The 23,504-nt window shown below is 34.7% G+C and carries 23 protein-coding genes; 16 read left to right on the plus strand and 7 right to left on the minus strand.

Annotation, left to right across the window (positions count from 1 at the left end):
- Positions 1-58: 58 nt before the first annotated feature.
- The 4 genes from CWS01_RS17405 to CWS01_RS17420 all read right to left on the minus strand — a co-directional run bounded on the left by CWS01_RS17405 (position 59) and on the right by CWS01_RS17420 (position 4,054).
- Positions 59-637 carry a class D sortase gene (locus CWS01_RS17405; protein WP_101178445.1) on the minus strand — a complete coding sequence of 193 codons (579 nt, stop codon included), beginning with the start codon at positions 635-637 and terminating at the stop codon, positions 59-61.
- Positions 627-1,589, minus strand: a complete 963-nt coding sequence (locus CWS01_RS17410) for a processed acidic surface protein (RefSeq protein ID WP_101178446.1) — start codon at positions 1,587-1,589, stop codon at positions 627-629. The genes CWS01_RS17405 and CWS01_RS17410 overlap by 11 nt, the downstream gene beginning before the upstream one ends.
- Before the next feature lie 259 nt (positions 1,590-1,848).
- Positions 1,849-3,402 carry an ABC-F family ATP-binding cassette domain-containing protein gene (locus CWS01_RS17415; protein ID WP_101178447.1) on the minus strand — a complete coding sequence of 518 codons (1,554 nt, stop codon included), beginning with the start codon at positions 3,400-3,402 and terminating at the stop codon, positions 1,849-1,851.
- Between the two features lie 106 nt (positions 3,403-3,508).
- The gene (locus CWS01_RS17420; RefSeq protein WP_101178502.1) at positions 3,509-4,054 is read right to left on the minus strand and encodes a pyridoxamine 5'-phosphate oxidase family protein; all 546 of its coding nucleotides are present in this window, start codon (positions 4,052-4,054) and stop codon (positions 3,509-3,511) included.
- Positions 4,055-4,160: 106 nt separating this feature from the next.
- Here CWS01_RS17420 and pdxR point away from each other — a divergent pair, with 106 nt between their 5' ends.
- Together pdxR and CWS01_RS17430 are read left to right on the plus strand one after the other, a co-directional pair.
- Positions 4,161-5,564 carry a MocR-like pyridoxine biosynthesis transcription factor PdxR gene (gene pdxR / locus CWS01_RS17425; RefSeq protein WP_101178448.1) on the plus strand — a complete coding sequence of 468 codons (1,404 nt, stop codon included), beginning with the start codon at positions 4,161-4,163 and terminating at the stop codon, positions 5,562-5,564.
- A 27-nt stretch (positions 5,565-5,591) separates the two neighbouring features.
- Positions 5,592-6,215, plus strand: coding sequence for a 14-3-3 family protein (locus CWS01_RS17430; protein ID WP_101178449.1), 624 nt, complete (start codon positions 5,592-5,594; stop codon positions 6,213-6,215).
- 5 nt (positions 6,216-6,220) lie between these two features.
- Here CWS01_RS17430 and CWS01_RS17435 read toward each other — a convergent pair whose 3' ends face one another.
- Positions 6,221-6,610 (minus strand): Hsp20/alpha crystallin family protein, encoded by a 390-nt coding sequence (locus CWS01_RS17435; protein WP_101178450.1) that lies wholly within the window; start codon positions 6,608-6,610, stop codon positions 6,221-6,223.
- Between the two features lie 167 nt (positions 6,611-6,777).
- On the minus strand, positions 6,778-6,921 hold the full coding sequence (locus CWS01_RS17440; protein WP_101178451.1) for a small acid-soluble spore protein P: 144 nt from the start codon (positions 6,919-6,921) through the stop codon (positions 6,778-6,780).
- A 241-nt stretch (positions 6,922-7,162) separates the two neighbouring features.
- Here CWS01_RS17440 and CWS01_RS17445 point away from each other — a divergent pair, with 241 nt between their 5' ends.
- The 4 genes from CWS01_RS17445 to CWS01_RS17460 all read left to right on the plus strand — a co-directional run bounded on the left by CWS01_RS17445 (position 7,163) and on the right by CWS01_RS17460 (position 11,207).
- Complete coding sequence (locus tag CWS01_RS17445) at positions 7,163-7,420, plus strand: hypothetical protein (RefSeq protein WP_101178452.1); 258 nt, start codon at positions 7,163-7,165, stop codon at positions 7,418-7,420.
- Between the two features lie 294 nt (positions 7,421-7,714).
- Complete coding sequence (gene acnA, locus CWS01_RS17450; protein ID WP_101178453.1) at positions 7,715-10,420, plus strand: aconitate hydratase AcnA; 2,706 nt, start codon at positions 7,715-7,717, stop codon at positions 10,418-10,420.
- Between the two features lie 195 nt (positions 10,421-10,615).
- Positions 10,616-10,765 carry a Fe3+ hydroxamate ABC transporter substrate-binding protein gene (locus CWS01_RS17455; RefSeq protein WP_193603792.1) on the plus strand — a complete coding sequence of 50 codons (150 nt, stop codon included), beginning with the start codon at positions 10,616-10,618 and terminating at the stop codon, positions 10,763-10,765.
- A gap of 52 nt (positions 10,766-10,817) precedes the next feature.
- The gene (locus tag CWS01_RS17460) at positions 10,818-11,207 is read left to right on the plus strand and encodes a rhodanese-like domain-containing protein (protein WP_101178454.1); all 390 of its coding nucleotides are present in this window, start codon (positions 10,818-10,820) and stop codon (positions 11,205-11,207) included.
- A 158-nt stretch (positions 11,208-11,365) separates the two neighbouring features.
- On the opposite strand, the gene CWS01_RS17465 is transcribed toward CWS01_RS17460, so the two are convergent.
- Entirely contained in the window at positions 11,366-12,349 is a 984-nt protein-coding gene (locus CWS01_RS17465) for a D-2-hydroxyacid dehydrogenase (RefSeq protein ID WP_101178455.1), read from the minus strand.
- An 807-nt stretch (positions 12,350-13,156) separates the two neighbouring features.
- Between CWS01_RS17465 and glnA the strand changes: the two genes are divergently transcribed.
- The 10 genes from glnA to CWS01_RS17515 all read left to right on the plus strand — a co-directional run bounded on the left by glnA (position 13,157) and on the right by CWS01_RS17515 (position 23,290).
- Complete coding sequence (gene glnA, locus CWS01_RS17470) at positions 13,157-14,491, plus strand: type I glutamate--ammonia ligase (RefSeq protein WP_101178456.1); 1,335 nt, start codon at positions 13,157-13,159, stop codon at positions 14,489-14,491.
- Between the two features lie 236 nt (positions 14,492-14,727).
- On the plus strand, positions 14,728-15,660 hold the full coding sequence (locus tag CWS01_RS17475) for a manganese-dependent inorganic pyrophosphatase (protein ID WP_101178457.1): 933 nt from the start codon (positions 14,728-14,730) through the stop codon (positions 15,658-15,660).
- A 167-nt stretch (positions 15,661-15,827) separates the two neighbouring features.
- The gene (locus CWS01_RS17480) at positions 15,828-16,526 is read left to right on the plus strand and encodes a response regulator transcription factor (RefSeq protein WP_101178458.1); all 699 of its coding nucleotides are present in this window, start codon (positions 15,828-15,830) and stop codon (positions 16,524-16,526) included.
- On the plus strand, positions 16,523-17,866 hold the full coding sequence (locus CWS01_RS17485) for a sensor histidine kinase (RefSeq protein ID WP_101178459.1): 1,344 nt from the start codon (positions 16,523-16,525) through the stop codon (positions 17,864-17,866). Before CWS01_RS17480 ends, CWS01_RS17485 begins: the two co-directional genes overlap by 4 nt.
- A gap of 28 nt (positions 17,867-17,894) precedes the next feature.
- Positions 17,895-18,587 (plus strand): PepSY domain-containing protein, encoded by a 693-nt coding sequence (locus CWS01_RS17490; protein WP_168714419.1) that lies wholly within the window; start codon positions 17,895-17,897, stop codon positions 18,585-18,587.
- 358 nt (positions 18,588-18,945) lie between these two features.
- Entirely contained in the window at positions 18,946-19,473 is a 528-nt protein-coding gene (locus tag CWS01_RS17495; protein ID WP_168714420.1) for a PepSY domain-containing protein, read from the plus strand.
- A 159-nt stretch (positions 19,474-19,632) separates the two neighbouring features.
- Complete coding sequence (locus tag CWS01_RS17500) at positions 19,633-20,124, plus strand: peroxiredoxin family protein (RefSeq protein ID WP_101178462.1); 492 nt, start codon at positions 19,633-19,635, stop codon at positions 20,122-20,124.
- Positions 20,125-20,332: 208 nt separating this feature from the next.
- Positions 20,333-20,464, plus strand: coding sequence for an FbpB family small basic protein (locus tag CWS01_RS17505; protein WP_101178463.1), 132 nt, complete (start codon positions 20,333-20,335; stop codon positions 20,462-20,464).
- 163 nt (positions 20,465-20,627) lie between these two features.
- On the plus strand, positions 20,628-20,771 hold the full coding sequence (locus CWS01_RS17510; RefSeq protein ID WP_101178464.1) for an acid-soluble spore protein N: 144 nt from the start codon (positions 20,628-20,630) through the stop codon (positions 20,769-20,771).
- Positions 20,772-20,938: 167 nt separating this feature from the next.
- Entirely contained in the window at positions 20,939-23,290 is a 2,352-nt protein-coding gene (locus tag CWS01_RS17515) for an AAA family ATPase (protein ID WP_101178465.1), read from the plus strand.
- The last annotated feature ends 214 nt before the right edge of the window (positions 23,291-23,504 follow it).

Here is a 23,504-nt window from a genome sequence, read left to right on the forward strand (position 1 = left end):
CCATGGATGTCTAGTTAAGTACCGAATAAAGGGTTCATGGAAAATACTCCATGAACCCTTAGTTATTCAGTAAATCTGCGGTAATAATATACCGTTTTGGCGCATCTCCAATATAGTAAAAGGGATAGCAGGTAGTTAATGTTAAGATTCCCCGTGATTTTGGTGTGAAAACTCGTTGATCATCGGCAGAGACGATTTCCATTTTTCTTACTTTATAATAAAATTTTCCTGTTTCTGTTTGAATGTAAAGAAGGTCCTTTGTTTGCAAATCTTTTAATACACGAAAATAAGTATCTCGATGTCCAGAAAGAATACTGTTATTTTTTTCTCCAGGAAAAAAACTAGACGAAAAATGACCAGCTCCTTTTTTTAAAATAGCATTTGACGTTCCTTCGAAAATAGGAATTGATTTTTTGACTGTTGGCAAATAAAGAGTGCCGATTTTCTCTCCTTCTTGATAGCTTGTTTGTTTGGACAATGGTTTTTGTTCCACTATTTTGGTAGGAGAGGTTAAGTGTTTGGCTGATTGGAGATGGCTTTTATAAAAAATGCTGCCATTATAGCAAATAAAAAAACATCCACATACAATCAATAAGATTGCCACCCAATCCCAAATAGTCAGATGCTTATTGATCATTTGACACTTTTTTCTTTTTCCAAATAAGCAGAAAAATTCCGATTAATACAAGCAAATAGCCGGTAAATAAAAACAGCGGCGCCAAAGAAGCAGTATTAGGCAATTGGGATTGATAAAGAGTCGTTAATTCTTCGCTAAGTTCTGTAAGACTAACAACCTTCTCTGCTGCATCTACAGCAAAGCTTGCTGTCAGTATTTCCGGTGATAAAATAAGATTTAGTACAAGGTTGTTTTTGTTATCGTAAAGTTCCATTGTAACCGTATCTAAAAGTTTTGTTGTAGAAAGGTCACTAAGGGAGAGATTTGTTTGTTTGCCGTTATCATCGACTTTAAAAAATTTCGGATGGAGCCCAAGTGTTTTTGATATATCTTCCCATAAAGCGGTTAATTCATTTTGTTGGGCTTGAGTTAATTCGCTTTCTGGATCAATGGTGCTTAAAGAGTTAGCTTTTACTTTCCACTGGCCTATTTTAGTATTGATCGCTTCTTCATTCAATGTTTTAAAATGTGTATACAGATTATTTTTTTCTTGATCTGTAATGCCGACATTTAGAAAAAACTCTTCTAAATTTACCATTAAGTTCTCATGATTTTGGTAAAAGTCAATGGCTACATCTAGATCTTCTATATTCCAATAGTCTTGGACCTTCTCATTAAAACCAGCTAATAATATATCCAATTCTTCTCTTGTCATATTATAGGTATGCAAAAGCTCTTCTAAAGAATCAGGCGTAATAGGTGTTCCAATCACTTCTTTTAACTCTTTTGTATTCTGGAAATGATTTAACTCTAGTTCTTTTGTTGATAAAAACTCTTCCAAATCTTGTTTAGTCCATCCAATTGATTGAATAAGCTTGGAAACTTCCTTATCAGTTGGCGCAGCAAAAACAGGTGAAGCGGCACCAATATAGACAATAAAAAATAGAAATAACATTATTACTGTTTTATACATATAAATAACCCCCTATTTGACATATATTATTGGTATTGTTTGTAAAAAAATGAAATTAATACGGATAATTGGAAAAATAGTGAAAAAATCTAAGAGGTGAAGACGAATAAAAGAAGAAGGATGGCGAATAAAAGGGGAAGAAACTTAGTGAAATGAAGGGAGACTGATAATAATATAGATTTAAATGAAATTTCTGCAAGAATTCAACGAATATATAAAAAGCAGCTGCCAAAACTTTAGCAGCTGCTTTCCATAAAAATTATGCTTGGTTATTAGACCATGCTTCTACATCCCAAACCTTTGTTACCCAGTCTTCATAAAAGTCTGGTTCATGGCATACAAGGACAACCGTTCCTTTATATGCTTTTAATGCTCGTTTTAATTCTTCTTTTGCAACTACATCTAAATGGTTGGTCGGCTCATCGAATAGAATCCAGTTACTTTCTTCCATTAACAGTTTGCATAGGCGGACTTTTGCTTGCTCTCCACCGCTTAATTGATTAAGAGGTCTTGAAATATGCTCATTTTTTAAGCCGCATCGTGCAAGGGCCGCACGAACTTGATGCTGATCCATAATTGGGAAAGCATTCCATAAATCTTCAATCGGTGTAATATTGCCTGCTTTTACCTCTTGTTCAAAGTAGGAAGGATAAAGGAAATCTCCGCGCTCCATTTTTCCGCTGATTGGTTCAATTTTGCCTAGCATCGTTTTTAATAGCGTGGATTTCCCGACACCATTACAGCCGACAATGGCAATTTTTTCTCCCCTCTCAATGGAAATAGACATTTTTGGCAAAAGGGGCTGATCATAGCCGATTTCAAAATCTTCGCCAATAAATACATAGCGGCTGCTTCCGCGAGATTCTTTAAATTCAAATGTTGGTTTCACAGCTGTTTCAGGTCGGTCGATTCTTTCCATTCTATCCAGCTGTTTTTGCCGGCTTTTTGCTCGACCTGTTGTCGAATAGCGCGCTTTGTTTTTGCTGATAAAATCTTCTTGTTTTTTAATGAATTCTTTCTGTTTTTCATATGCATGCAAATGCTGGTTTTTATTGATTTCGGCAAGTTCTAAAAACTTATCATAGCTTGCTGTATATCTTGTTAATTTAGAGAATTCCAAATGGAAAATAACATTAGATACTTGGTTCATAAATTCTGTATCATGGGAAATCAATAAAAAGGCATTTGGATATTCTCTTAAATAAGATGCCAGCCATTTAATATGCTCCACATCTAAATAGTTGGTAGGCTCATCCAATAATAAAACTTGCGGCTGCTCAAGCAAAAGTTTTGCAAGCAATACTTTTGTTCTTTGTCCACCACTTAGCGCAGATACATCACGGTCAAGGCCGATAGCATCCAAACCTAAACCTCGCGCTGCTTCTTCAATTTTCATATCAAGTGTATAAAAACCGCCAGCATCTAATGTATCTTGGATTTTGCCCATTTCCTCCAGTAGTTCTTCTAACTCTTCTGGTGTGGCATCACCCATTTTCGCTGTTACTTCATTTAATTTTTCTTCTTCTTTAAAAAGAGGAAGAAAGGCGTCTTTAAGGACGTCGCGAATTGTTTTTCCTGGAGTTAAAACCGTATGCTGGTCTAAATAGCCATATTGTACACTTGGAATCCATTCCACTTTTCCTGTATCATGGATAAGTTGTCCGGTAATAATATTCATAAGTGTTGATTTTCCAACACCATTTGCTCCTACTAGACCAATATGATCTTCTGCCAACAGTCGAAAAGATACGTCTTTAAATAAGGTACGATCTCCAAATGTATGGCTTAAATTTTCTACATTCAATAAACTCATATATCATTATCCTCGCTTTATTAAAAAAGTAATTCTAAAACTCATCATACTAGAATAGCAAGGAGAAAACTAGACTTCTAGCTAACTTTCTATTATTTTCATAAAGCTATAGGTCCATATCTATCGTGCGGCCAGAAGTAAACTTCATTTTTTCGTCTAATTTATTTTCCTTGCCTGTTATTTTTTGTGCGGCTAATTTAAATACAGCTGTTTTGCTTCCTAAAGAAGATTGATATTTTTCAAGATGGGCCGAAGCTAACGGGTTATTAAAATAGCCAGGTACATATTTATCGAGCATTGTTTGCATGGCAGCTAACCTTTCTTCCTTGTTAGTCACTTGTTCAACTAATCCAAAAACTATAACACTAAAATAAGCGGTATCTGTGTTAGCTGGAATCGGACTTGCTATTGTTCCGAAGTCTTCACATACAGTAAAACAAGCCTGGTTATTTTTCGCTAGTATGCGAACCTTTCTTCCCTCATTTGCACCATGGAAATAGATGCTGTCATTTTGCCAAACAAAATTTAATGGAACCACATAGGGAGCTGATTCATCCGATAAGCCCAGATAGCCTATTTTACTTTGCTTTAGAAACTCGCAGATAGATTCCCTCTCTTTTACTTCTCTTTTTTCCATTCTTATTTTTTCCATTTTTTCCATCCTCTCCTGATATGATAAGATGATTGTATAAAAAAAATGTCCTATATAAAAGAGACAGAAATTGATAATAATACTGGTACAGTTTGGAGGGGAGCATATGAATATTTTTTTGCAAAAAGAGAATAAAATAGCTATTCATAAACAGATTTATGATTATTTTCGCACAGAAATACTAACGGGAAATATAAAAGAAGGGACAAAGCTGCCATCGATCAGGCAGCTTGCAAGCGATTTGCAGATTAGTAAAAATACAGTAAATGAAGCATTTCAGCAGCTTATGGCAGAGGGGTATATTGAAAGTAAACAAAAAAAAGGATATTGGGCAGTGAAAATAGAAGGATATGTACAGGAAGAGCAGAAAGCAGCCCTCATTCAGAGAGGCGAGAATAGGGAAGAGGAAAAATGCAGCATCGATTTCCAATATGGTGATATTGATTTAAGGCATTTTCCAACAAAGGTTTGGAAAAAACATCTTGCTGATAGCGTGGATGCATTAGAGAAGGAAGTTATGATGTATGGAGAGAAACAAGGCTATCGTCCTTTGCGAAAAGAAATTGCTCGTTATTTATACCAATCAAGAGGGATACACTGCCATCCTGATCAGATTGTTATAGCAGCAGGCACACAAAATATAATTAGACTCCTTGTTTCCCTTTTTCAAGAACGGCCGCATATCGCGATGGAGAATCCAGGTTATGACGGAGTAAAAAATATTTTTAAAAAAGAAGGATGCAAGTTGACGCCCATTTCAGTCAATCGGATGGAGGGCTATTGTATGGAAAACTTAGAAAATAGCAGCTGTAATCTCGCTTATGTTACGCCGTCTCATCAATTTCCATTAGGAATGATTATGCCCATAACAAAACGGCTCTCTTTATTAAAGTGGGCAAAGAAACAGAATGCTTTTATTATAGAAGATGATTATGATAGTGAATTTCGTTATGAAGGAGCGCCAATTCCTAGTTTAAAGGGGTTGGATAGAGTGGATAGAGTGATTTATATTGGCACTTTTTCAAAATCTTTTTTACCAGCTGCAAGAGTAAGTTATATGGTGCTCCCAGCAAATTTATTGGAAATCTATCATGCTAGTCAGAAAGAATCCCAGCAAGTTTCTCCTATCATTCAAAGTGCACTTGCGAGATTTTTAGAAAATGGCGATTTTTTTAGACATCTGCGAAAGATGCGGAAAGTATATGAAGAGAAAAGAAGGATAGTAGTAGAAAGTATCTATAAATATATGGGAAAACAGGTGAAAATCATTGGAGAAAAAGCCGGTTTGCATCTATTGCTTTTTATAGAAGGAAAAAATCCCGATGCATTAAGGGAACAAGCAAAAGCGAATAAAATTAAGGTATACACTGGAGTCCATTATTATTGGGCAGACAATCAAGAGGAGAAAGAACGGCCTATAGTGCTTGGTTTTGGAGGGTTAGAAAAAGGGGAATTAGAAAGTGGAATTAGTCTGCTTGCACAAACTTGGTTTGGAAACAAAAATGAATAGATCAATATAATAGGAGGATAAGAAATTTTGGGAATATTTTTATTTGCTGTGTTGCTGGCAATTATGGCACATTTTTTATTAGAAATAGCTTTTGACTTACACCCATTTGTACACTATTTGTTTTTATATGTGATCTGTTTTGCTGTATTGTTAATGAATATCCTCATTAAACATTATTTAACCAAAAATATGTCAAGAATTGAAAAATTTTTGTTGAAAAAGCAAAAAAATCCTTATTATCGTTTTTTATATGGACTTGCTAATAAGGATGATAAAAAAGTCATTCATTCCTACCGAAAGCTAGTAACGCAAAAAAAATACCAGCAGCATTATCCAGTATTAACAGTTGCTTTTTCCTTGTATTTTGAACAAATAGATGGATTGGAAGACGAGATAAAAAAAATTAAATCGCAGAAACTCAGGACATACTATGAGTTATGGCTTAAAATAAAAAGTAAAAAAAAAGTAAGCAGCAAAGAACTGTCAAAAGTAAAAATAAAATGGATGAAAGAAGCCCTTTTAGCGGAATTAGAAGAAATTAATGGACAAACCGAACAGGCGAAAATACATAGGGGAAATGCGCTAAAACAGGCAAAAGGCCTTGCCTTTTATCAATTGAAAAAACATTATGAGAGAAAATACACAAATTAATGCCTTTATTTAATGATAATACTTTTTTTTCCTTTCGATTTAGCAACAGCTTGTTTACTAATGAGAATTTCTAAGATTTCCCTATTTAAGACAGCTTGAATTTCTTTTGTGTCGATGGAAAATGGAAAAGAAACAGTTCGCTGTTTTTTTTCTATATTGCGATTGATTAAGCAGTTTACCATGATTGTTAATGCATCATTTTCTGCTGAAATGTTTAAATCCTCTTTTTTGCAAGGTGGCAATAGTGCTTCAATTATATAATAATTTTCTGTTTCAAATACATCAATTCTAAATTCAGCTTCGTCTAAAAAGGTTGTGAGGGGATCGAGAAAAAAATCCTTCAGCCAATCTTCCATATTGCCATTCCAGTTTTGCTTATCCTTCTTATTATTCATGCTAAAATCCTCCTTATTATTACACAGCATATTCGATTCATTCGAAAGATGTGAAAAATAAAGGGTCTAGAGCAGAAAGTTCAAAGTGTCCAAATAGTTTCAAAGTAATAAGATTCGACGGAGCTAAAGGAGAAAAAGGTGTTCTCCTTTAGCTGATTAACAATTATTTACATATCGTGATGGCTGTTATGTTTTTGACGACTATGATTTCTATTTTTAACTTTTTTGCTGCCGCTAAGTGGTTCTGGCTGTCCTGTTGGCTGACCTTTTGGGGAGTTTTTACGCATATCTTTGCTGTCGTTTTTATTCATAGTTTATCTCTCCTTTTGGCTCGTTAATAATATGGCTAACCATTAGTATGTGTGTTTAAATAAACTAATTGGTTGTATTTTTCATCCTGAAAAAAACCTCTAAATAGAAGTTTCACTCATTAGAATGGGCAAATAATGTTCCTTTATACTGAATAATTTTATCTTTGGTTACGCAAAGTATTACTAGAGTTTTTTATTGGAACATATCTATCCATTTTTATTTAATTGGAGGTTTAATTAGATGATCTATGATAAAGATAAACAGCAAGCATTTCAGGCAGCACAGCGAGGATTAATTGAAACACAGAATTTATATCAGGATATTGTAAAAGATTCTGCAAGCTATGGGCATCAATTAAAGCATTTAAAAGAAGAAATTAATGAAACCTATCAGCAGATCGAGAATGCATTAGAAGTAGCATCTGAACATCAAAGACATCAATTAGAAACATTTCAGCAAGATTTAAAAAGTATTGTCAGTGAAGTAAACGAATTTTAGGAGAGTCGTGCTTAGATCAGACATTTATGGATGTTTTGAAAAAAATCTCATAAATATCTGATCTTTTTTTGTTTTTTGAAAATATATCACTTAAAATGATTGATAAAGGGGTATAATAAAGCTCTTTCATAAGTTAATCTTATTATAAATGATAACTTTCTTATCATTTACTTATGAATGAAAGTATATTAAAATGAAAGACGGTAAATAGGGAATAGAAGAGTTCATAATAGTACATATTGTTCGACTATTTTTCTATTTTTGGTATATGATTACATAGAGGGGGTAATACATATGGCAAAAGATATTTTTAATGCGCGCAAATCCTTTGAATTAGGTGGAAAGCGTTATCATTATTATCAATTGGCAGCTTTAGAAAACAAAGGGATTGGAAAGGTTTCCAATCTGCCGTATTCTATTAAAGTTTTATTAGAATCGGTTTTACGACAAATGGATGGTTTTGTAATTGATGAAAAACATGTGGAAAATCTAGCAAAATGGGGAACAGATAAAGTACAGGAAATCGATGTTCCATTTAAGCCTTCTCGTGTTATCTTACAAGATTTCACAGGCGTTCCAGCAGTAGTAGATTTGGCATCTCTAAGAAAAGCGATGGCAGATCTTGGCGGAGACCCAAATAAAATCAACCCGGAAAAACCAGTTGATTTAGTTATCGACCACAGTGTTCAAGTAGATAAATTTGGCACACCTGATGCATTAAAAGCAAATATGGATTTAGAATTTGAACGAAATGCAGAGCGTTATCAATTTTTAAGCTGGGCGCAAAAATCATTTGATAACTATCGTGCTGTTCCTCCTGCAACAGGAATTGTCCATCAAGTAAATTTAGAATATTTAGCAAATGTGGTCCATGTTGTAGAAAATGAGGACGGCGAATACGAAACATTCCCTGATACATTGGTTGGAACAGATTCCCATACAACAATGATCAATGGAATCGGTGTACTTGGATGGGGTGTCGGCGGTATTGAAGCAGAAGCTGGCATGCTTGGACAGCCTTCTTATTTCCCAGTGCCAGAAGTAGTTGGGGTAAAGCTTGTTGGGGATATGCCAAACGGTTCTACTGCAACAGATCTTGCGTTAAAGGTAACACAAGTGCTAAGAACAAAAGGGGTAGTCGGCAAATTTGTTGAGTTCTTTGGTCCTGGTGTGCCACAGCTACCACTAGCAGACCGTGCGACGATTGCCAATATGGCACCAGAATATGGAGCAACTTGCGGATTTTTTCCTGTAGATGAGGAATCTCTTACTTATATGCGCTTAACAGGACGTTCCGAAGAGCAAATTAAAGTGGTAGAAACTTACTGCAAAGAAAATGGGTTATTCTTTGATCCAACTCTTGAGCCTGTTTACACAGATATAGTAGAAATTAATCTTTCTGAAATTGAGGCAAATCTTTCAGGACCTAAACGCCCGCAAGATTTGATTCCATTATCTAACATGCAAGAAGCATTTGTAGATTCTGTAACGGCCAAAGAAGGAAACCAAGGATTTGGCTTGAAAAAGTCTGAATTTGATAAAGAAGTAACGGTGGACTTTTCAAACGGCGACTCTACAACCATGAAAACTGGTTCTGTTGCGATTGCAGCGATTACTAGCTGTACAAATACATCCAATCCTTATGTATTAGTAGGAGCTGGTCTTGTTGCGAAAAAGGCAGTAGAACTAGGAATGGAAGTACCTAAATTTGTGAAAACATCTTTGGCTCCTGGTTCAAAAGTAGTAACAGGCTATTTAAGAGACTCTGGTCTTCTACCATATTTAGAGCAAATTGGCTTTAACTTAGTAGGTTATGGCTGTACAACATGTATTGGTAACTCTGGTCCATTACGTGAAGAAATCGAAATGGCGGTTGCTGATTCTGATTTGCTTGTTACATCTGTGCTTTCAGGTAACCGTAACTTTGAAGGACGTATTCATCCGCTAGTGAAAGCAAACTATTTAGCATCACCGCCGCTAGTAGTTGCCTATGCACTTGCTGGTACAGTTAATATTGATTTGCAAAAAGAAGCAATCGGTAAAGACAAAGATGGTAATGACGTCTTCTTTAAGGATATTTGGCCATCAACAGAAGAAGTAAATGAATTAGTTCATCGTACTGTAACGCCTGAACTATTTAACAGAGAATATGAGCGTGTATTTGATGATAACGAGCGTTGGAATGAAATTCAAACAAATAGTGATTCACTATACACATTTGATGAAACGTCCACGTATATTCAAAACCCTCCATTCTTTGAAGGGCTAAAGCCAGATCCAGAAAAAGTTCTGCCATTAAAAGATTTAAAAATTGTCGGCAAGTTTGGCGACTCTGTGACAACAGACCATATTTCTCCAGCTGGAGCAATTGGCATCAATACACCTGCTGGAAAATACTTAAAAGATAATGGAGTAGAACCACGCGACTTTAACTCTTACGGTTCTCGTCGTGGTAACCATGAAGTAATGATGAGAGGTACGTTTGCCAATATTCGTATCAGAAACCAAATCGCACCAGGCACAGAAGGTGGTTATACTACTTACTGGCCAACTGGTGAAGTGACATCTATTTATGATGCATGTATGCAATATAAACAAGATGGAACAGGTTTAATGGTTATCGCCGGCAAGGATTACGGAATGGGTTCATCTCGTGACTGGGCTGCTAAAGGTACAAACCTACTAGGAATTAAAACAGTTATTGCTGAAAGTTTTGAGCGTATTCACCGTTCTAACCTAGTGTTAATGGGGGTATTGCCTCTTCAATTTAAAGATGGGGAAAGTGCCGAAACTTTAGGGTTGACTGGAAAAGAAACATTTAATGTCTATGTAGACGAAACAGTTAAACCACGTGATTATATCGAAGTGACTGCTACAGATGAAGCTGGCAATAAAACTACATTTGAAGCATTAGTTCGTTTTGATTCAGAAGTAGAAATTGATTATTACCGTCATGGCGGAATTTTGCCAATGGTATTAAGAGATAAATTAAAAAATTAATCGATGATAACAATGGTGCAAGACAAATAGCGCATCTAGTATGGGGATAAGGCCATATACTGGATGACTATTATGGTCTTGCGCCATTTTTTATATGCAGTCTTTTGAAAAAACTTTTCGGCGAGTAAGTTGTAATAAAGTGGAATTTTGATCAGTGGGGAGAGAAGTGTTTAGAGAAGGGCCTAAGTGTTTTAAATGTTTAAAGATGAGAAGGTTGTTTATGTGGAAATGCGTTATCCAAAACATAAAGGGATGACGGAAATAAAAGCGTATTTAAAAAATGAAGGGAGTTTTATATGGGAAGATTATTTTAATAAAAAGTCGAGCAGTTTAATAGGAAAATAACCGGCCATTTGTTACTATAGAGTAGTATGGACAAACATTAGGAGGAATAAAGATGGCATTAACATTTGGGAAATTAGTAGAAGAAGCTAAAAATAATGTATCAGGCATTTCATCTGCAGAGGCAAAAAAGAAGATTGCAGAAAATTCAAATACATATGTAATTGATGTTCAAGATGCAGCTGATGCAGGTGCTTGTGGTTTAATTCCAAGCAGTGTCAATATTTCATTAGGTATGCTTCCCATTCGAGCAGATTTAGAATTGCCGGAAAATTTCCGCAATCCGGAATTGGCGGATAGAAATCGTCCAGTTCTTGTTACATGCGGTGCAGGTGGACAAGCGGCATTAGGAGCTTATCTATTAAAGCAAATGGGCTTTACAGATGTGGCGTTTATTGAAGGCGGAACAACTGCATGGAAAGAAGCAGGATTTGAAACAGTTTAATTAAGTGAAAAAGAGGGCTTCCTATCTAAGACCAGTTAGAGGAAGCCCTTTATCACGCATTAACGGGCTTTTGCCCCCCCACCTAAGGGATGGTAAGAGAAAACGAGAAATCTAGGCGGGGGTTTTCTTCATCCCCCACTGATTAAAGTTTCACTTTATTAATAGCCTAATTTTTTATCTACTACATTTAAAAGAGGAAGCCCTTTTTTAAAACGAATAATATTTTTTAAAAATATATCCATATAACGTTCTATTGTTTTAGGAGAATAGTAGGCAGCATGTGGAGAAATCAGACAATTATCAAGAGTCCAAAATGGGTGGTCTGCCGGAAGAGGCTCTATTTCGAATACATCGAGTGCCGCTCCTCTAATTTTTTTCGTTTTTAAAGCGTGAATTAAGTCTGTTTCGGCTATTGTGTTCCCTCTGCCAACATTTATTAAATAGCTGCTAGGTTTCATTTTATTTATTTTTTCTTTGTTTATTAGATGAAAGGTTTCTTCTGTGGATGGAAGGGCAAGCACAAGAAAATCTGCTTCCATCAGAACTCTATCCATTTCTTCTAAACTTACTACCTCATCTGCAGGATCATTTTGCTCAAGTGTCTTAGCTCGTTTTCGGCAGCCAATTACTTTCATCTCCAGCCCTTTTATACGTTTCGCAATTTCTTTGCCAATTTCCCCGTAGCCAATAACGCCAACCGTTGCCCCAGTTAACTCAGTGACCTCTGCTTCTTCCCATCTTTTTGCCTGTTGATTGTGAATCATGTTTGGGATTCCTCTTGCAAAACTTGTGATCATTGCAATCGTGTGCTCTGCAATAGGAATAGACGTACAGCCTTTCGTATTCGTGATTATTAAATCATGCTGAATCGTTTTTTGATGAAGAAGTTGGTCCATGCCTACACTTAAAGATTGCACCCATTGAATATTTGGTGCAGCGTCTAAGATTGTAAGGGAATCGTGAAGGCCTAATGTTAAGACGACATTGCATAAAGTGAGGTCGTGGTTGACAACTGGTTCTTTTTCACCATATATCCACGGTTCCATTAATAATGTCGCCCCAAGTTGATTTATTTTTTGTACATATTTTTCTGGTATAGCATTTCGTGCATAGATAACAAGTTTTTCAGTAGAACTATTCATTCATAACCGCCCCTCCATAAAAATGAATATATACTCATAACGGCATATATTCATTTTTTCTTTTTATAAAAAATTTCCCTTTCACTCTAAATAAAATTCAATCAAAATATAGCCTTCTTTCTATATAGTAGAAAAGAAAAGGTGTTTGGTTTATTTTCGGAGATCACGCTCTTTTGTTTTTATTGAGTAATAACTTAAAGGAAACTCTGAACCTGTTTTTTATAAAAAAGCGGTGCTTTATATCTTCCTGCAATTAAATGGATGCTGGAGAAGGTAAGGAATATCTTATTGATGGGGGGATAAATACTTGCCTCCGTTTTAATCAGAGAAAGTAAAAAAGAGGTAGCATGGTATCGTGTAGTCTCCACAGAACATTATAGTCAAGAAATAAAGCAACTTGCATTCGGTTATCTAAATGCCAAGTGTATGGCTAATGGTAAGAAGGGGATAACCGAGTAAAAAAAGGCAGAAGAATTTTGGAACAAGTTGTCGAAAAAAATATTTTTAAAAGATTTATAGACAATATATGCTGTTTAAATGGAATTAGGAAGCTGGAAATTGCGGTTAAATAGTATATGATTGAGACAAAATTCGAGCTTTTTTTCACATGATTTTAAACTTTCTAACTTTTTTATAAAAAAAATAAAAATTATGAAAATGCATTAAATCAACATTGTAAACGCTATCTAGTTAAATATTTAAAAAATACGAAAAACTTTTCTAAAAAAAAGCATTGTATAAAAATAAAAGATTACTTATAATAAAGTCAAGTTAGTTAAATGAACATGAATTGTGAGGTAAATTGACATGACAGAGATTACATTAGGACAAATTCAATCAATTATTAAAGAGAAAAGTGTAGAATTATTACATCTACAATTTGTTGACATCGAAGGGATTTTAAAAAATATCACAATTACTTCAGCACAATTAGATGACGCTGCTGAAGGAAAAATTATGATGGATGGATCTTCTATTAAAGGTTTTTCACCTATTAATAAATCAGACTCTTACCTTGCTCCAGATTTAAATACATTTGTAGTACTACCTTGGACTGAAACAGAAGGGTATTCAGAAGCTCGTTTCCTTTGTTCTGTAACAAATCCAGATGGAACATTATTTGAAGGAGATACTCGTAATGTTCTTAAGAAAACAGTAGCACGTGCAGCTGAACAAGGATATTCCATTTCTGTAGGTCCTGAATTAGAGTTTTTCTTATTCAAAACAGACGAAAATGGTTATCCAACAACTGAACTTGGCGATTTAGGCGGATACTTTGAGCCATCACCAAAAGATTTAGGCGAAAAAGTTCGTGTGGAAATTTTCAAAGCATTAAAAGCAATGGGCTTCACAATTGAAGCACTTCACCATGAAGTAGCAGAAGGTCAACATGAAATAAACTTCAAATATGCTGACGCTTTAACTGCAGCAGACCTTTCAACTACTTATAAATGGGTTGTAAAAACAATTGCAGCACAATACGGTTTACATGCTACATTTATGCCTAAACCAGTATTCGGAATCAACGGTTCTGGAATGCATGTTAACATGTCATTCTTCAAAGATGGCCAAAACATATTCTTTGATGAGTCTGACGAATTGCAGCTTTCAAGTACAGCTTATTCATTTATCGCAGGTCTTCTAGAAAATGTTAAGAGTTTTGTAGCGGTAACAAATCCTCTAGTAAACTCTTACAAACGTCTAGTTCCTGGATATGAAGCACCTTGCTATTTAGCTTGGTCTGCATCTAACCGTTCTGCTTTAATCCGTATTCCTGCGAAAAAAGGAATGGCAACTCGTGTAGAACTTCGTTGTCCAGATCCATCTGCTAACCCATACTTAACATTTGCAGTAATCGCTTCTGCTGGTTTAGATGGAGTAGAAAAAGGCTTAAAAGCTCCAGCTCCAGTAAACGAAGATATCTTCCATATGTCAGAAGAGCGTCGTGAAGAGCTTGGAATTGATAGCTTGCCTGGTGGATTAGAAGCAGCTGTTGCTGAATTAGAAGCTGGTGAAATCGGTCTTAAAACACTTGGAGAGCATGTATTTAATGAATATGTAGCTGCTAAAAGAGCTGAGTGGGATAGCTATCGTACAGCAGTTCATGCTTGGGAAATTAACAACTATCAATTTAAGTTCTAATAACAGGCATATAAAAGGAGGAAGGCAAATGCCTTCCTCCTTTTATTGTAAGGTTAATAGAAAACTATTTTAGTAGTACATGATTAATACAATCTAAAGTACTAGGAATAGTAGTTTTTTTTTATGCAGTTCTTTTAATTTGTGACGGATATGTTAAAATAACTATAGATGGCTTAAAAGGTAATGTATACCTATTAACGATTCAATTATTAATTGTTGCAAGGAGAATTTAATTTATGGAAAAAGTATTAATATTTGGTCATAAGAATCCTGATACGGATACTATTTGTTCTGCAATTGCATATGCAGAATTAAAAAAGGACTTAGGTGTAGACGCTGAACCAGTTCGTTTAGGAGAAGTAAACGGCGAAACACAATATGCTCTTGATTATTTTAAAACAGAAGCGCCTAGATTTATTGAAAAAGCAGCTTCTGAAGCAAAATCGGTTATCCTAGTGGATCATAATGAATTCCAACAAAGTGTGGAAGATATTAAAGAAGTGTCTATCCTAGAAGTAATCGACCACCACCGTATTGCTAATTTTGAAACAAGCGATCCTTTGTACTATCGTGCAGAACCAGTTGGATGTACAGCAACTATTTTAAATAAAATGTACAAAGAAAATGGCGTAGAAGTCAAAAAAGAAGTAGCAGGATTAATGCTTTCTGCCATTATTTCTGACTCTTTATTATTTAAATCGCCAACATGCACAGAACAAGATATTCAAGCGGCAAAAGAACTTGCTGAAATTGCAGGCGTTAATGCTGAAGAATATGGTTTAGAAATGCTAAAAGCTGGTGCTGATTTAAGCGATAAGACAGTAGAACAATTGATTTCACTTGATGCAAAAGAATTCCCAATGGGTACATATAAAGTGGAAGTAGCTCAAGTAAATGCTGTTGATACAAACGATGTATTAGCTAAACAAGCAGAGTTGGAAGAAGCATTAAATAAAACAATTGCTGCTAAAAACTTAGATCTATTTTTGCTTGTTGTAACAGATATCTTAAACAATGATTCTGTTGCATTAGCAGTAGGAAGCAAAACTGAAGCAGTGGAAAAAGCATTTAATGTAACATTAGAAAACAATACAGTATTATTAAAAGGTGTTGTATCCCGTAAAAAACAAATTGTTCCTGTATTAACAGAAACATTTAACGCACTATAAATTAATAGGCTGCACAAAAAACACTCTAAAGAAAATCTTTAGAGTGTTTTTTGTGAGAAAATAAAGCTAATAAAAATAGGCATCTATAATGGGGTCTATTCTGTTAAGCTACATGTAATTGCGATAAAATAATAATATAGAAAGTCTTTTAAAAGGCGGTGAATGCAGTGACAAAAGAAAAAATACTTATTATTGAAGATGAACAAAAAATTGCTAGAGTGCTGTCAATGGAATTAGAATTTGAGGGATATGCTACGGAAAGTGTGTATACAGGAACAGAAGGATTAAACAAGGTGATGGAATCTCCCTGGAGTCTTGTTTTACTTGATGTAATGCTTCCTGAAATAAGTGGTTTGGAGGTACTGCGAAGAATAAGAAATGCAGGGAATAATGTACCTGTTATTTTGTTGACTGCAAGAGATTCTATTCCAGATAAAGTGGCAGGATTAGATGTAGGTGCAAACGATTATGTGACAAAACCATTTCAGATTGAAGAATTGCTTGCAAGAATTCGTGCGAGTCTTAGAGTGCAGCAGCAAATATTGAAACAAGAGCAGGAAAAAATTCTTCAGGTGGAGGATTTGCAAGTTTTTGTAAAATCATATGCGGTCATGCGGGCAAATAAGAAAATTGATTTAACACCACGCGAATTTGAATTATTGGTTTATTTGCTTGAAAATAAAAATATTGTGCTATCTAGGGAGCAAATTTTAAACAATGTGTGGGGATATGATTATATTGGCGATACCAATGTAGTGGATGTGTATATTCGTTATGTGCGCAAAAAAATGGATTATCCTTTCCAAAAAGCGCTTATCCAAACAGTTCGTGGTGTCGGTTATCTTATAAAGGAAGGCGGATCATGAAAATAAGGACACGTATCCAGCTTTTTTCGACGATTTTTCTTTTTATTATTATGCTTGTTGTAAATATGTCCATTTATATTATTTTCCAAACGTTATTATATAATGATGTGCTCAATAAAACGATGGCAAATGTAGAACAAGCAACAACTAGCATCCAAACATTAAAAACAGAGGCATCGATAGAAAACATGATACGGGCCTATGTCCCAGCTGACGGTATGATCCAGATTATTGGTGCAAATGAGACCATTTTAACTTCCACTAAAAATGCTGATTATGCCAAAGTTTCAAGCGGGTTTGAAACAAGGCAAATAGAAGAGATTGTGGAACAAAATAACCACATTTTCGCTGTAGTAAATATGCCAATTATTTGGGAGGATGGCACTATTGTTACATTAGTAATGACTGAAAATATTGAAAGTACACGGCATATATTAGGAATACTTGGCATTATTTTAATTGCTGCTTCCATTATCATTATTATCCCTACATACTTTGCAGGCAGATTATTGTCTAATTTGCTTCTTTCTCCTATTCAATCCATGATTAAAACGATGGAAGAAATTCAAAGCAGCGGTGATTTTAAACAACTCTCTTTTGATTTGCGCAAAAAAGACGAATTATATCAACTTGGAGAAACATTTAACAAGATGATTATACTGTTAAAAAAACAGTTTGAACGACAGCAGCAATTTGTTTCAGATGCTTCCCATGAGTTAAAAACCCCATTAACTGTTATTGAAAGTTATGCAAATATGCTAAAAAGATGGGGAAAAAAAAGGGAAGATATATTAGACGAAGCTGTGGAGGCGATTCATTCTGAGTCCATTCGCATGAAAGAAATGACTAATCAAATGCTTGAATTAGCAAGTGGGAATGGTCAGATGAATCTTGAATTAGAAACAATAGATTTAGCTGCTATTGCTACGGAAACTGCTAAAAAGATGGAGATTGCCCATCAAAGAAGCATTATTGTCAATGGTGCATTAGATGATGCCTTCATAAAAGGGGATAAACAAAAAATAAAACAGCTGTTGTTTATATTATTAGATAATGCCATAAAGTATAGCAGCAATAGTATTACAATTAAAATAACAAAAAGCGATAATATTAGATGTGAAATCATAGACAACGGAACAGGAATTGCAAAAGAGGATTTAGAGCACATATTTGAGCGCTTTTATCGTGTAGATAAAGCCAGAAGCAGGGAATCTGGGGGAAGTGGTTTAGGATTAGCGATTGCCCAAAAAATAGTCAGAGCCCATAATGGTGAAATTCAAGTGGAAAGCATGGTAGGAGAAGGCACAAAAGTGATTTGTATCTTTTCATTTTATCAATAAAAGTGCTTATAATGTCAGGAGCATGTATATGAAAAGGATAGGGAAAATTGGTGTATTTGTTATTATTGGTGTTATTCTCCTTATTGTCAGCTATTTTTTTATGAAAAAACAAGATAGAATTACTTTAAAAGAGGCAGAAACAATCATAATAAAAAAGTATGACGGAGAAATAGTCAGTATAGAAGAAATAAAAAAAGAAAGACAATTACGATATGATGCTGTCCTGCAAAATGAGAAAGGAATATATAACATTTCTGTAGATGCACAAACTGGTGCTATTGCTGATCTACAAGCAGCAAAAATCAGTCAGCAAAAAGAAGATAAGGAGCTGACGAAAGAAGAAGCAGTTAAACTTGTGACAGCAACCTATAAAGGAACATTAAAGTCAACCACAGCACAAACAGAAAATGGCATAGCTTATTTTGTTGTCATTTTAGAAGCCGATAATAAAGAAATGACTTATAAAATAAATCGGCAAACAGGAAGCATTAAACAAGAATCAAAAAATAGTATAGAAGAAACAGCAATTATCAAAAAAAATAAAGCGAAAGAAATTGCCCAAGCAGAAGTGCAAGGTAGCGTAAAAGAAGTAGAGTTGGAAGAAGAAGCAAATCAGCTAGTGTATGAAGTGGAAATGGAAACGGCTGAAAAAACAGAAGTAAAGATTTATATTAATGCATATAGCGGCACCGTTTTATCGATCAATTGGGAAGATGACTAACTTGTGGCACTATAATTATAATAAAAGGCTGTTTTCGTACACTTTGTTGTTTTTAAAGGAGTAGGTTGATTTCCATTTCAGGATGCCCGCTTTCCGTGGGGCGGGCAGTGAGCATCCTCGGCGTATGTGTAGTGGGGTCTCACCTGTCCCTCCAATCCACCTGTTTTAGCCATGGATTTTATCCGAAAAACAACAATCTTTTAGAAAACAGCCTAATAAAACAACTTCAAACCAAGGTAGTTTTATTAAAAAATAATAAATTTCTCTTTTATTTCTCATTGTTTTCTCATTTTACTTCTTTTTTCTTCTCATTTTCTAAGGATAAGATAATGGTATAGAATTTAAGGAGGAATAAATGATGAGAAATAAATGGACGAAAATTTCAATTGGTTTGGCTACAGTACTTGGGTTAGCTTCAGCTGGCTATTATATAGGAAGTGAGCAAAAAGGATTTGCAGCGGAAAATCCAATTTCTGTTATGACAGCTCAAACAAATGTATCGAAAGAAGAGGCAGCAAAAATTGCTTCGGAAAAAACAAACAAAACGGTAGAAGAAATGGAGATAGAAGTAAATTCAAAGGGGGAAAAGTTATATCAAGTGGAATTTTTAGAAGAAACTGAACATGACGATGATGAAATATATATCAACGCAGATACTGGTGATGTTCTTACAAAAGAAACGATGCAAAAAAACATTAAAGTAACAGAAGAACAAGCAAAAGAAGCAGCATTAAAAAAAGCGCCAGGAACGGTAATGGAAATAGAATTAGATGAAGAGGCAGGACAGTATTATTATGATATAGAAATTGTCCAAAAAAATGGGCAAGATGTAGATGTAGAAATATCTGCTGAAACGGGCAAAGTTCTTCATTTGGATAATGATTAAGTAAAAAAGTAAATAACGGCCTAAAGCTGCTGTTATTTACTTTTTTGGAAACAATTAATTAATTTTACGCATCCAAAAGAAAAAATAATTGCAAAATATGTAATTTAAAAGGTTTTGGACATTCTACAAAGAGGATATGTATAAAAGGGATGTGAAATGATGGTTAAGAAAATTATTTTATTGATAGGTTTATGTTTTTTGTATGCAGCTAGTTTGGAGCATACTGCAATTGCGGCAAAAACAAAACCATTAGAGATTGGTGCAAAAGCTCCTGATTTTTCTTTAAGAAATTTAAAGGGAGAAACGCTTAAGCTTTCTGATTTTAAAGGAAAAAAAGTAATGCTTAATTTCTGGGCAACATGGTGTCCTCCATGCAAACAAGAAATGCCAGCAATTCAACAGTTTTTTGAAGAAAAAGGAAAAGATGTTGTAATACTTGCAGTTAATATTGATGGGTCAGAGGATGTGATTGAATTTGTTCAATCTAAAAAGATTACCTTTCCGATATTGTTGGATGAAAATAATCGGGTCAATGAGCAATATAAAGTTGTCACTATTCCTACTACCTTTTTTATAGATGAAAAGGGAATTATTCAACACAAGTTTTATTCAGCAATGCCGATTGAGATCATGAGAGAATTTTCAAAATAATTAATGAAAGCGTTTTACATTCGTATTAAAATACGATATAATAAATATAGGAGGAGCACGGAGACAAGCTCCTTTTATAAATGATTTAAATATTCAGAATAAAAATTATTTTAAAAATATTTTTTAGGGAAGAAATTTTCTAAAATTTGTAATAATAATAGAGAGATTTGGAAAAAATAAAAATAAATAAAAAAAGGAGTTTTTAATTATGAGAAAACCACGAAAACGTTCATTCCAAGAATTGGTAGCAGAAAATAAACTACAATTATTAAAAGATAGGGAAGCAATTGAAAAAATTGAAGAACGCCTGGAAAATAAACATCTTAAAAAAGCAAGATAAGAACTCGGCCATCTACAGGTGGTTGCTTTCGCTTAGATTTTTCCTATCCTTACATAAAAACAAACTTAAAAGATAGGTTATATGTTATAACAGGATAAACAACAATTACCATCTATCATCTTCTTCTTACTGGTGCACAATATAATAGGAAGGAGATGATAGCATGGGTAATCCAAAAAAGGACAGCAAACATTTTGTTCCAAGTCATATCGGTACAAAGTCAAGAAGTGCTGGAGGCAATAAAGGAAAACAAATGCAGGATACATCTGGACAGCATCCTCAAGTGATTCAAACTAAAGGGGAATAAAAAAATGAAGCTCTCGCAACGTTGGTTGTGGGAGCTTATTTTTATGGGGAAAAAAGAAAGATAATGTGCATTGTCCATAAATAAATGCTGTATCAATTAACGAATTTGTTTGAATATGATAGTATAAAAGGATGAACTAGAATAATGGATAGAGTGAAGTGAATAAAATGAATGTAGAAAAGATAAAACACGACGATAAAATGCTGTTTGCAGCAATAAAAAAAGAATTTGATGATAATGGCTTTATTATTGACGAAGAAAAAATCCTTCATCTAATTGGCAGGATGAATGAAACGGAAAAGGCAAAAGAATTGTCTGAGCTGCTAACAATGGCAGCTATTTCTCGTATTCGTAAGGATGAAAAAAATACGATTGCGTTAGCCTGGCTCAATAAAGCGGTTGAATTAGATGCCGCAAATAAAAAAGCAGCTAATTTTTTATCCCAGCATGATTGGCAAAATTACCGTCATCTATTAAAGGATTTAGTTTTTCCATCTATTAGGGAAACAGATAATCGAACAGCTAAAAGAAAAGTAGCGGAACAATATATAAATCTTTGCAGAAAGTTTCTCGATGAAGTAGAAGAAGAACAAGATAAACTTGCAGCAAATAAAAAATCTGCTGTTGAGACGCAAAATAGTCAGGCTATTTCCAAATACAGCGAAATCACGGAACAATTGAAACAAGTTGTTTTAAAAACATCAGAATTATTAAAAGCAGCGGAAGAATATGAAGAATCCATTAGCGGCGTGTTCCATACTGCCATTTATTATGAAACTGTAAAAAAAGACATAGAAAAGCTGAATGAATTAATTGCTGGCTGGAATCAATTATTTATGGAAGAAGAACAAAGAAACGAACAAAAAGAATCTTCGTTAGAAGTTTTAGGACAGATGATTGGTTTAGAAACTGTAAAAAAACGTGTAGAAGATTATTATCGATTTTTAAAATATCAGCATTCCCGAAAAAAGTTAGGCTTTACAATCCAAGATGAATTAAGTCTTAATATGATTTTCACTGGAAATCCAGGAACAGGAAAAACAACATTAGCACGTTTATTAGCGCACATTTATCATGAATTAGGTGTTCTGCCAAGTGAAGAGGTAGTGGAAGTAGACCGCTCTCAATTAATTGGTGGTTTTATGGGGCAAACAGAAGAAAATGTCCGTTCCATTGTCAAGCAAGCATTAGGGGGCGTACTTTTTATTGATGAAGCATATAGCTTAAAAAGAGAAGGGCAGTCAGGGAATGATTATGGACAAGCTGCTATTGATACACTTGTATCCCTAATGACAGGAGATGAATTTGGCGGCAAATTTGCGGTGATTCTTGCGGGATACCCAGAGGAAATGCGCCAGTTTCTAGAAAGTAATCATGGATTGCGCAGTCGTTTTCCATCATCTAATTTTATGCATCTTCCTAACTATTCTAAAGAGGAACTTTTAGTAATCGGCGAAAAAATTGCCAGTGATAACGATTATGTTATAACAAAGGGTGGAAAAAAAGAGCTTCTCCATCGGTTAGAAAGGGAAGAAGTGGATGAATCATTTGGCAATGCACGTGCTGTCAAAAATATTGTGTTAGATGCGATTTTTAAAAAAGGAGCCAAGCCTGCAAATAATAAACATATATTAACTTATACCCTTTTAGAGGAAGAAGACTTTTCCAATAAAGAGAAAAGTGATATGGAAGATCCTGCAAAAGAATTGGAACAATTAATTGGACTGAATGGAGTAAAGGCGGAAATAAAAAAAATTATTGCTTTTGTGAAAATGCAGCAATTGCGAAGAGAAAAAGGGCAAAGAATTCTGCCTATCCAGCTTCATGCTGTATTTACAGGAAATCCAGGGACAGGAAAAACAACGGTTGCAAAGCTTTATGCCCAGTTTCTTAAAGATTGCGGGATTTTAAAAAGGGGTCATTTAATTGTCACTTCAAGAGCGGATTTTGTTGCTGGATATGTTGGACAATCTGCGATTAAAACAAAAAAGAAAATCCGCGAAGCATTAGGCGGCGTGCTTTTTATTGATGAGGCATATTCCTTGTTGAGTGGTTCTAATCAAGATTTCGGAAAAGAAGTGGTAGACACACTTGTGATGGAAATGACGAACCATAATGAAAATTTAGTGGTTGTTTTAGCCGGATATCCAAAGGAAACAGAACAATTATTGGCAAGCAATCCAGGGCTGCAATCAAGATTTAAAAAATATATTCCTTTTGACGATTACAATGCTAAAGAATTGATAGAGATTATGAAACTTTATGCAGCAAAATTCGACTATCTATTATCTGATGAGGCAATCAGCTATCTGCTTGAAGCATTAGCAACTATTCCAACCCAAGGAAATGGACGGTTTGCAACGAATATTATTGATGAATCGGTACAAATGCAGGCATTAAGGATAATGGAAGAAGAGATGGATAAAGAGAAAGAGCATAGTATTATTACAGAGGCAGATCTGCAAAAGGCGCTCAGAGGATACTCTAAAAATCAAAATTTAGGCCAGTCTAACAGCTGAGAATAAATATCTATAATGATTATTTCCAATTAGTATGCAGATTACAAAGTCTAATTTATATTTAGGCTATGTGATCTGCATTTTTATTGCATATAGTTAAGTGAGAGATTATGAAGGAGGGGCTTAGAAGGGAAATTGGATGATTTAATAGACTTTACATCATCCAATAATAATCAACTTTGAGTAAAATACGAAATGCATCTTATTTAGATCG

The organism is Niallia nealsonii, assembly GCF_002835805.1.
GTDB classification, from domain to species: Bacteria; Bacillota; Bacilli; order Bacillales; family Cytobacillaceae; genus Niallia; species Niallia nealsonii.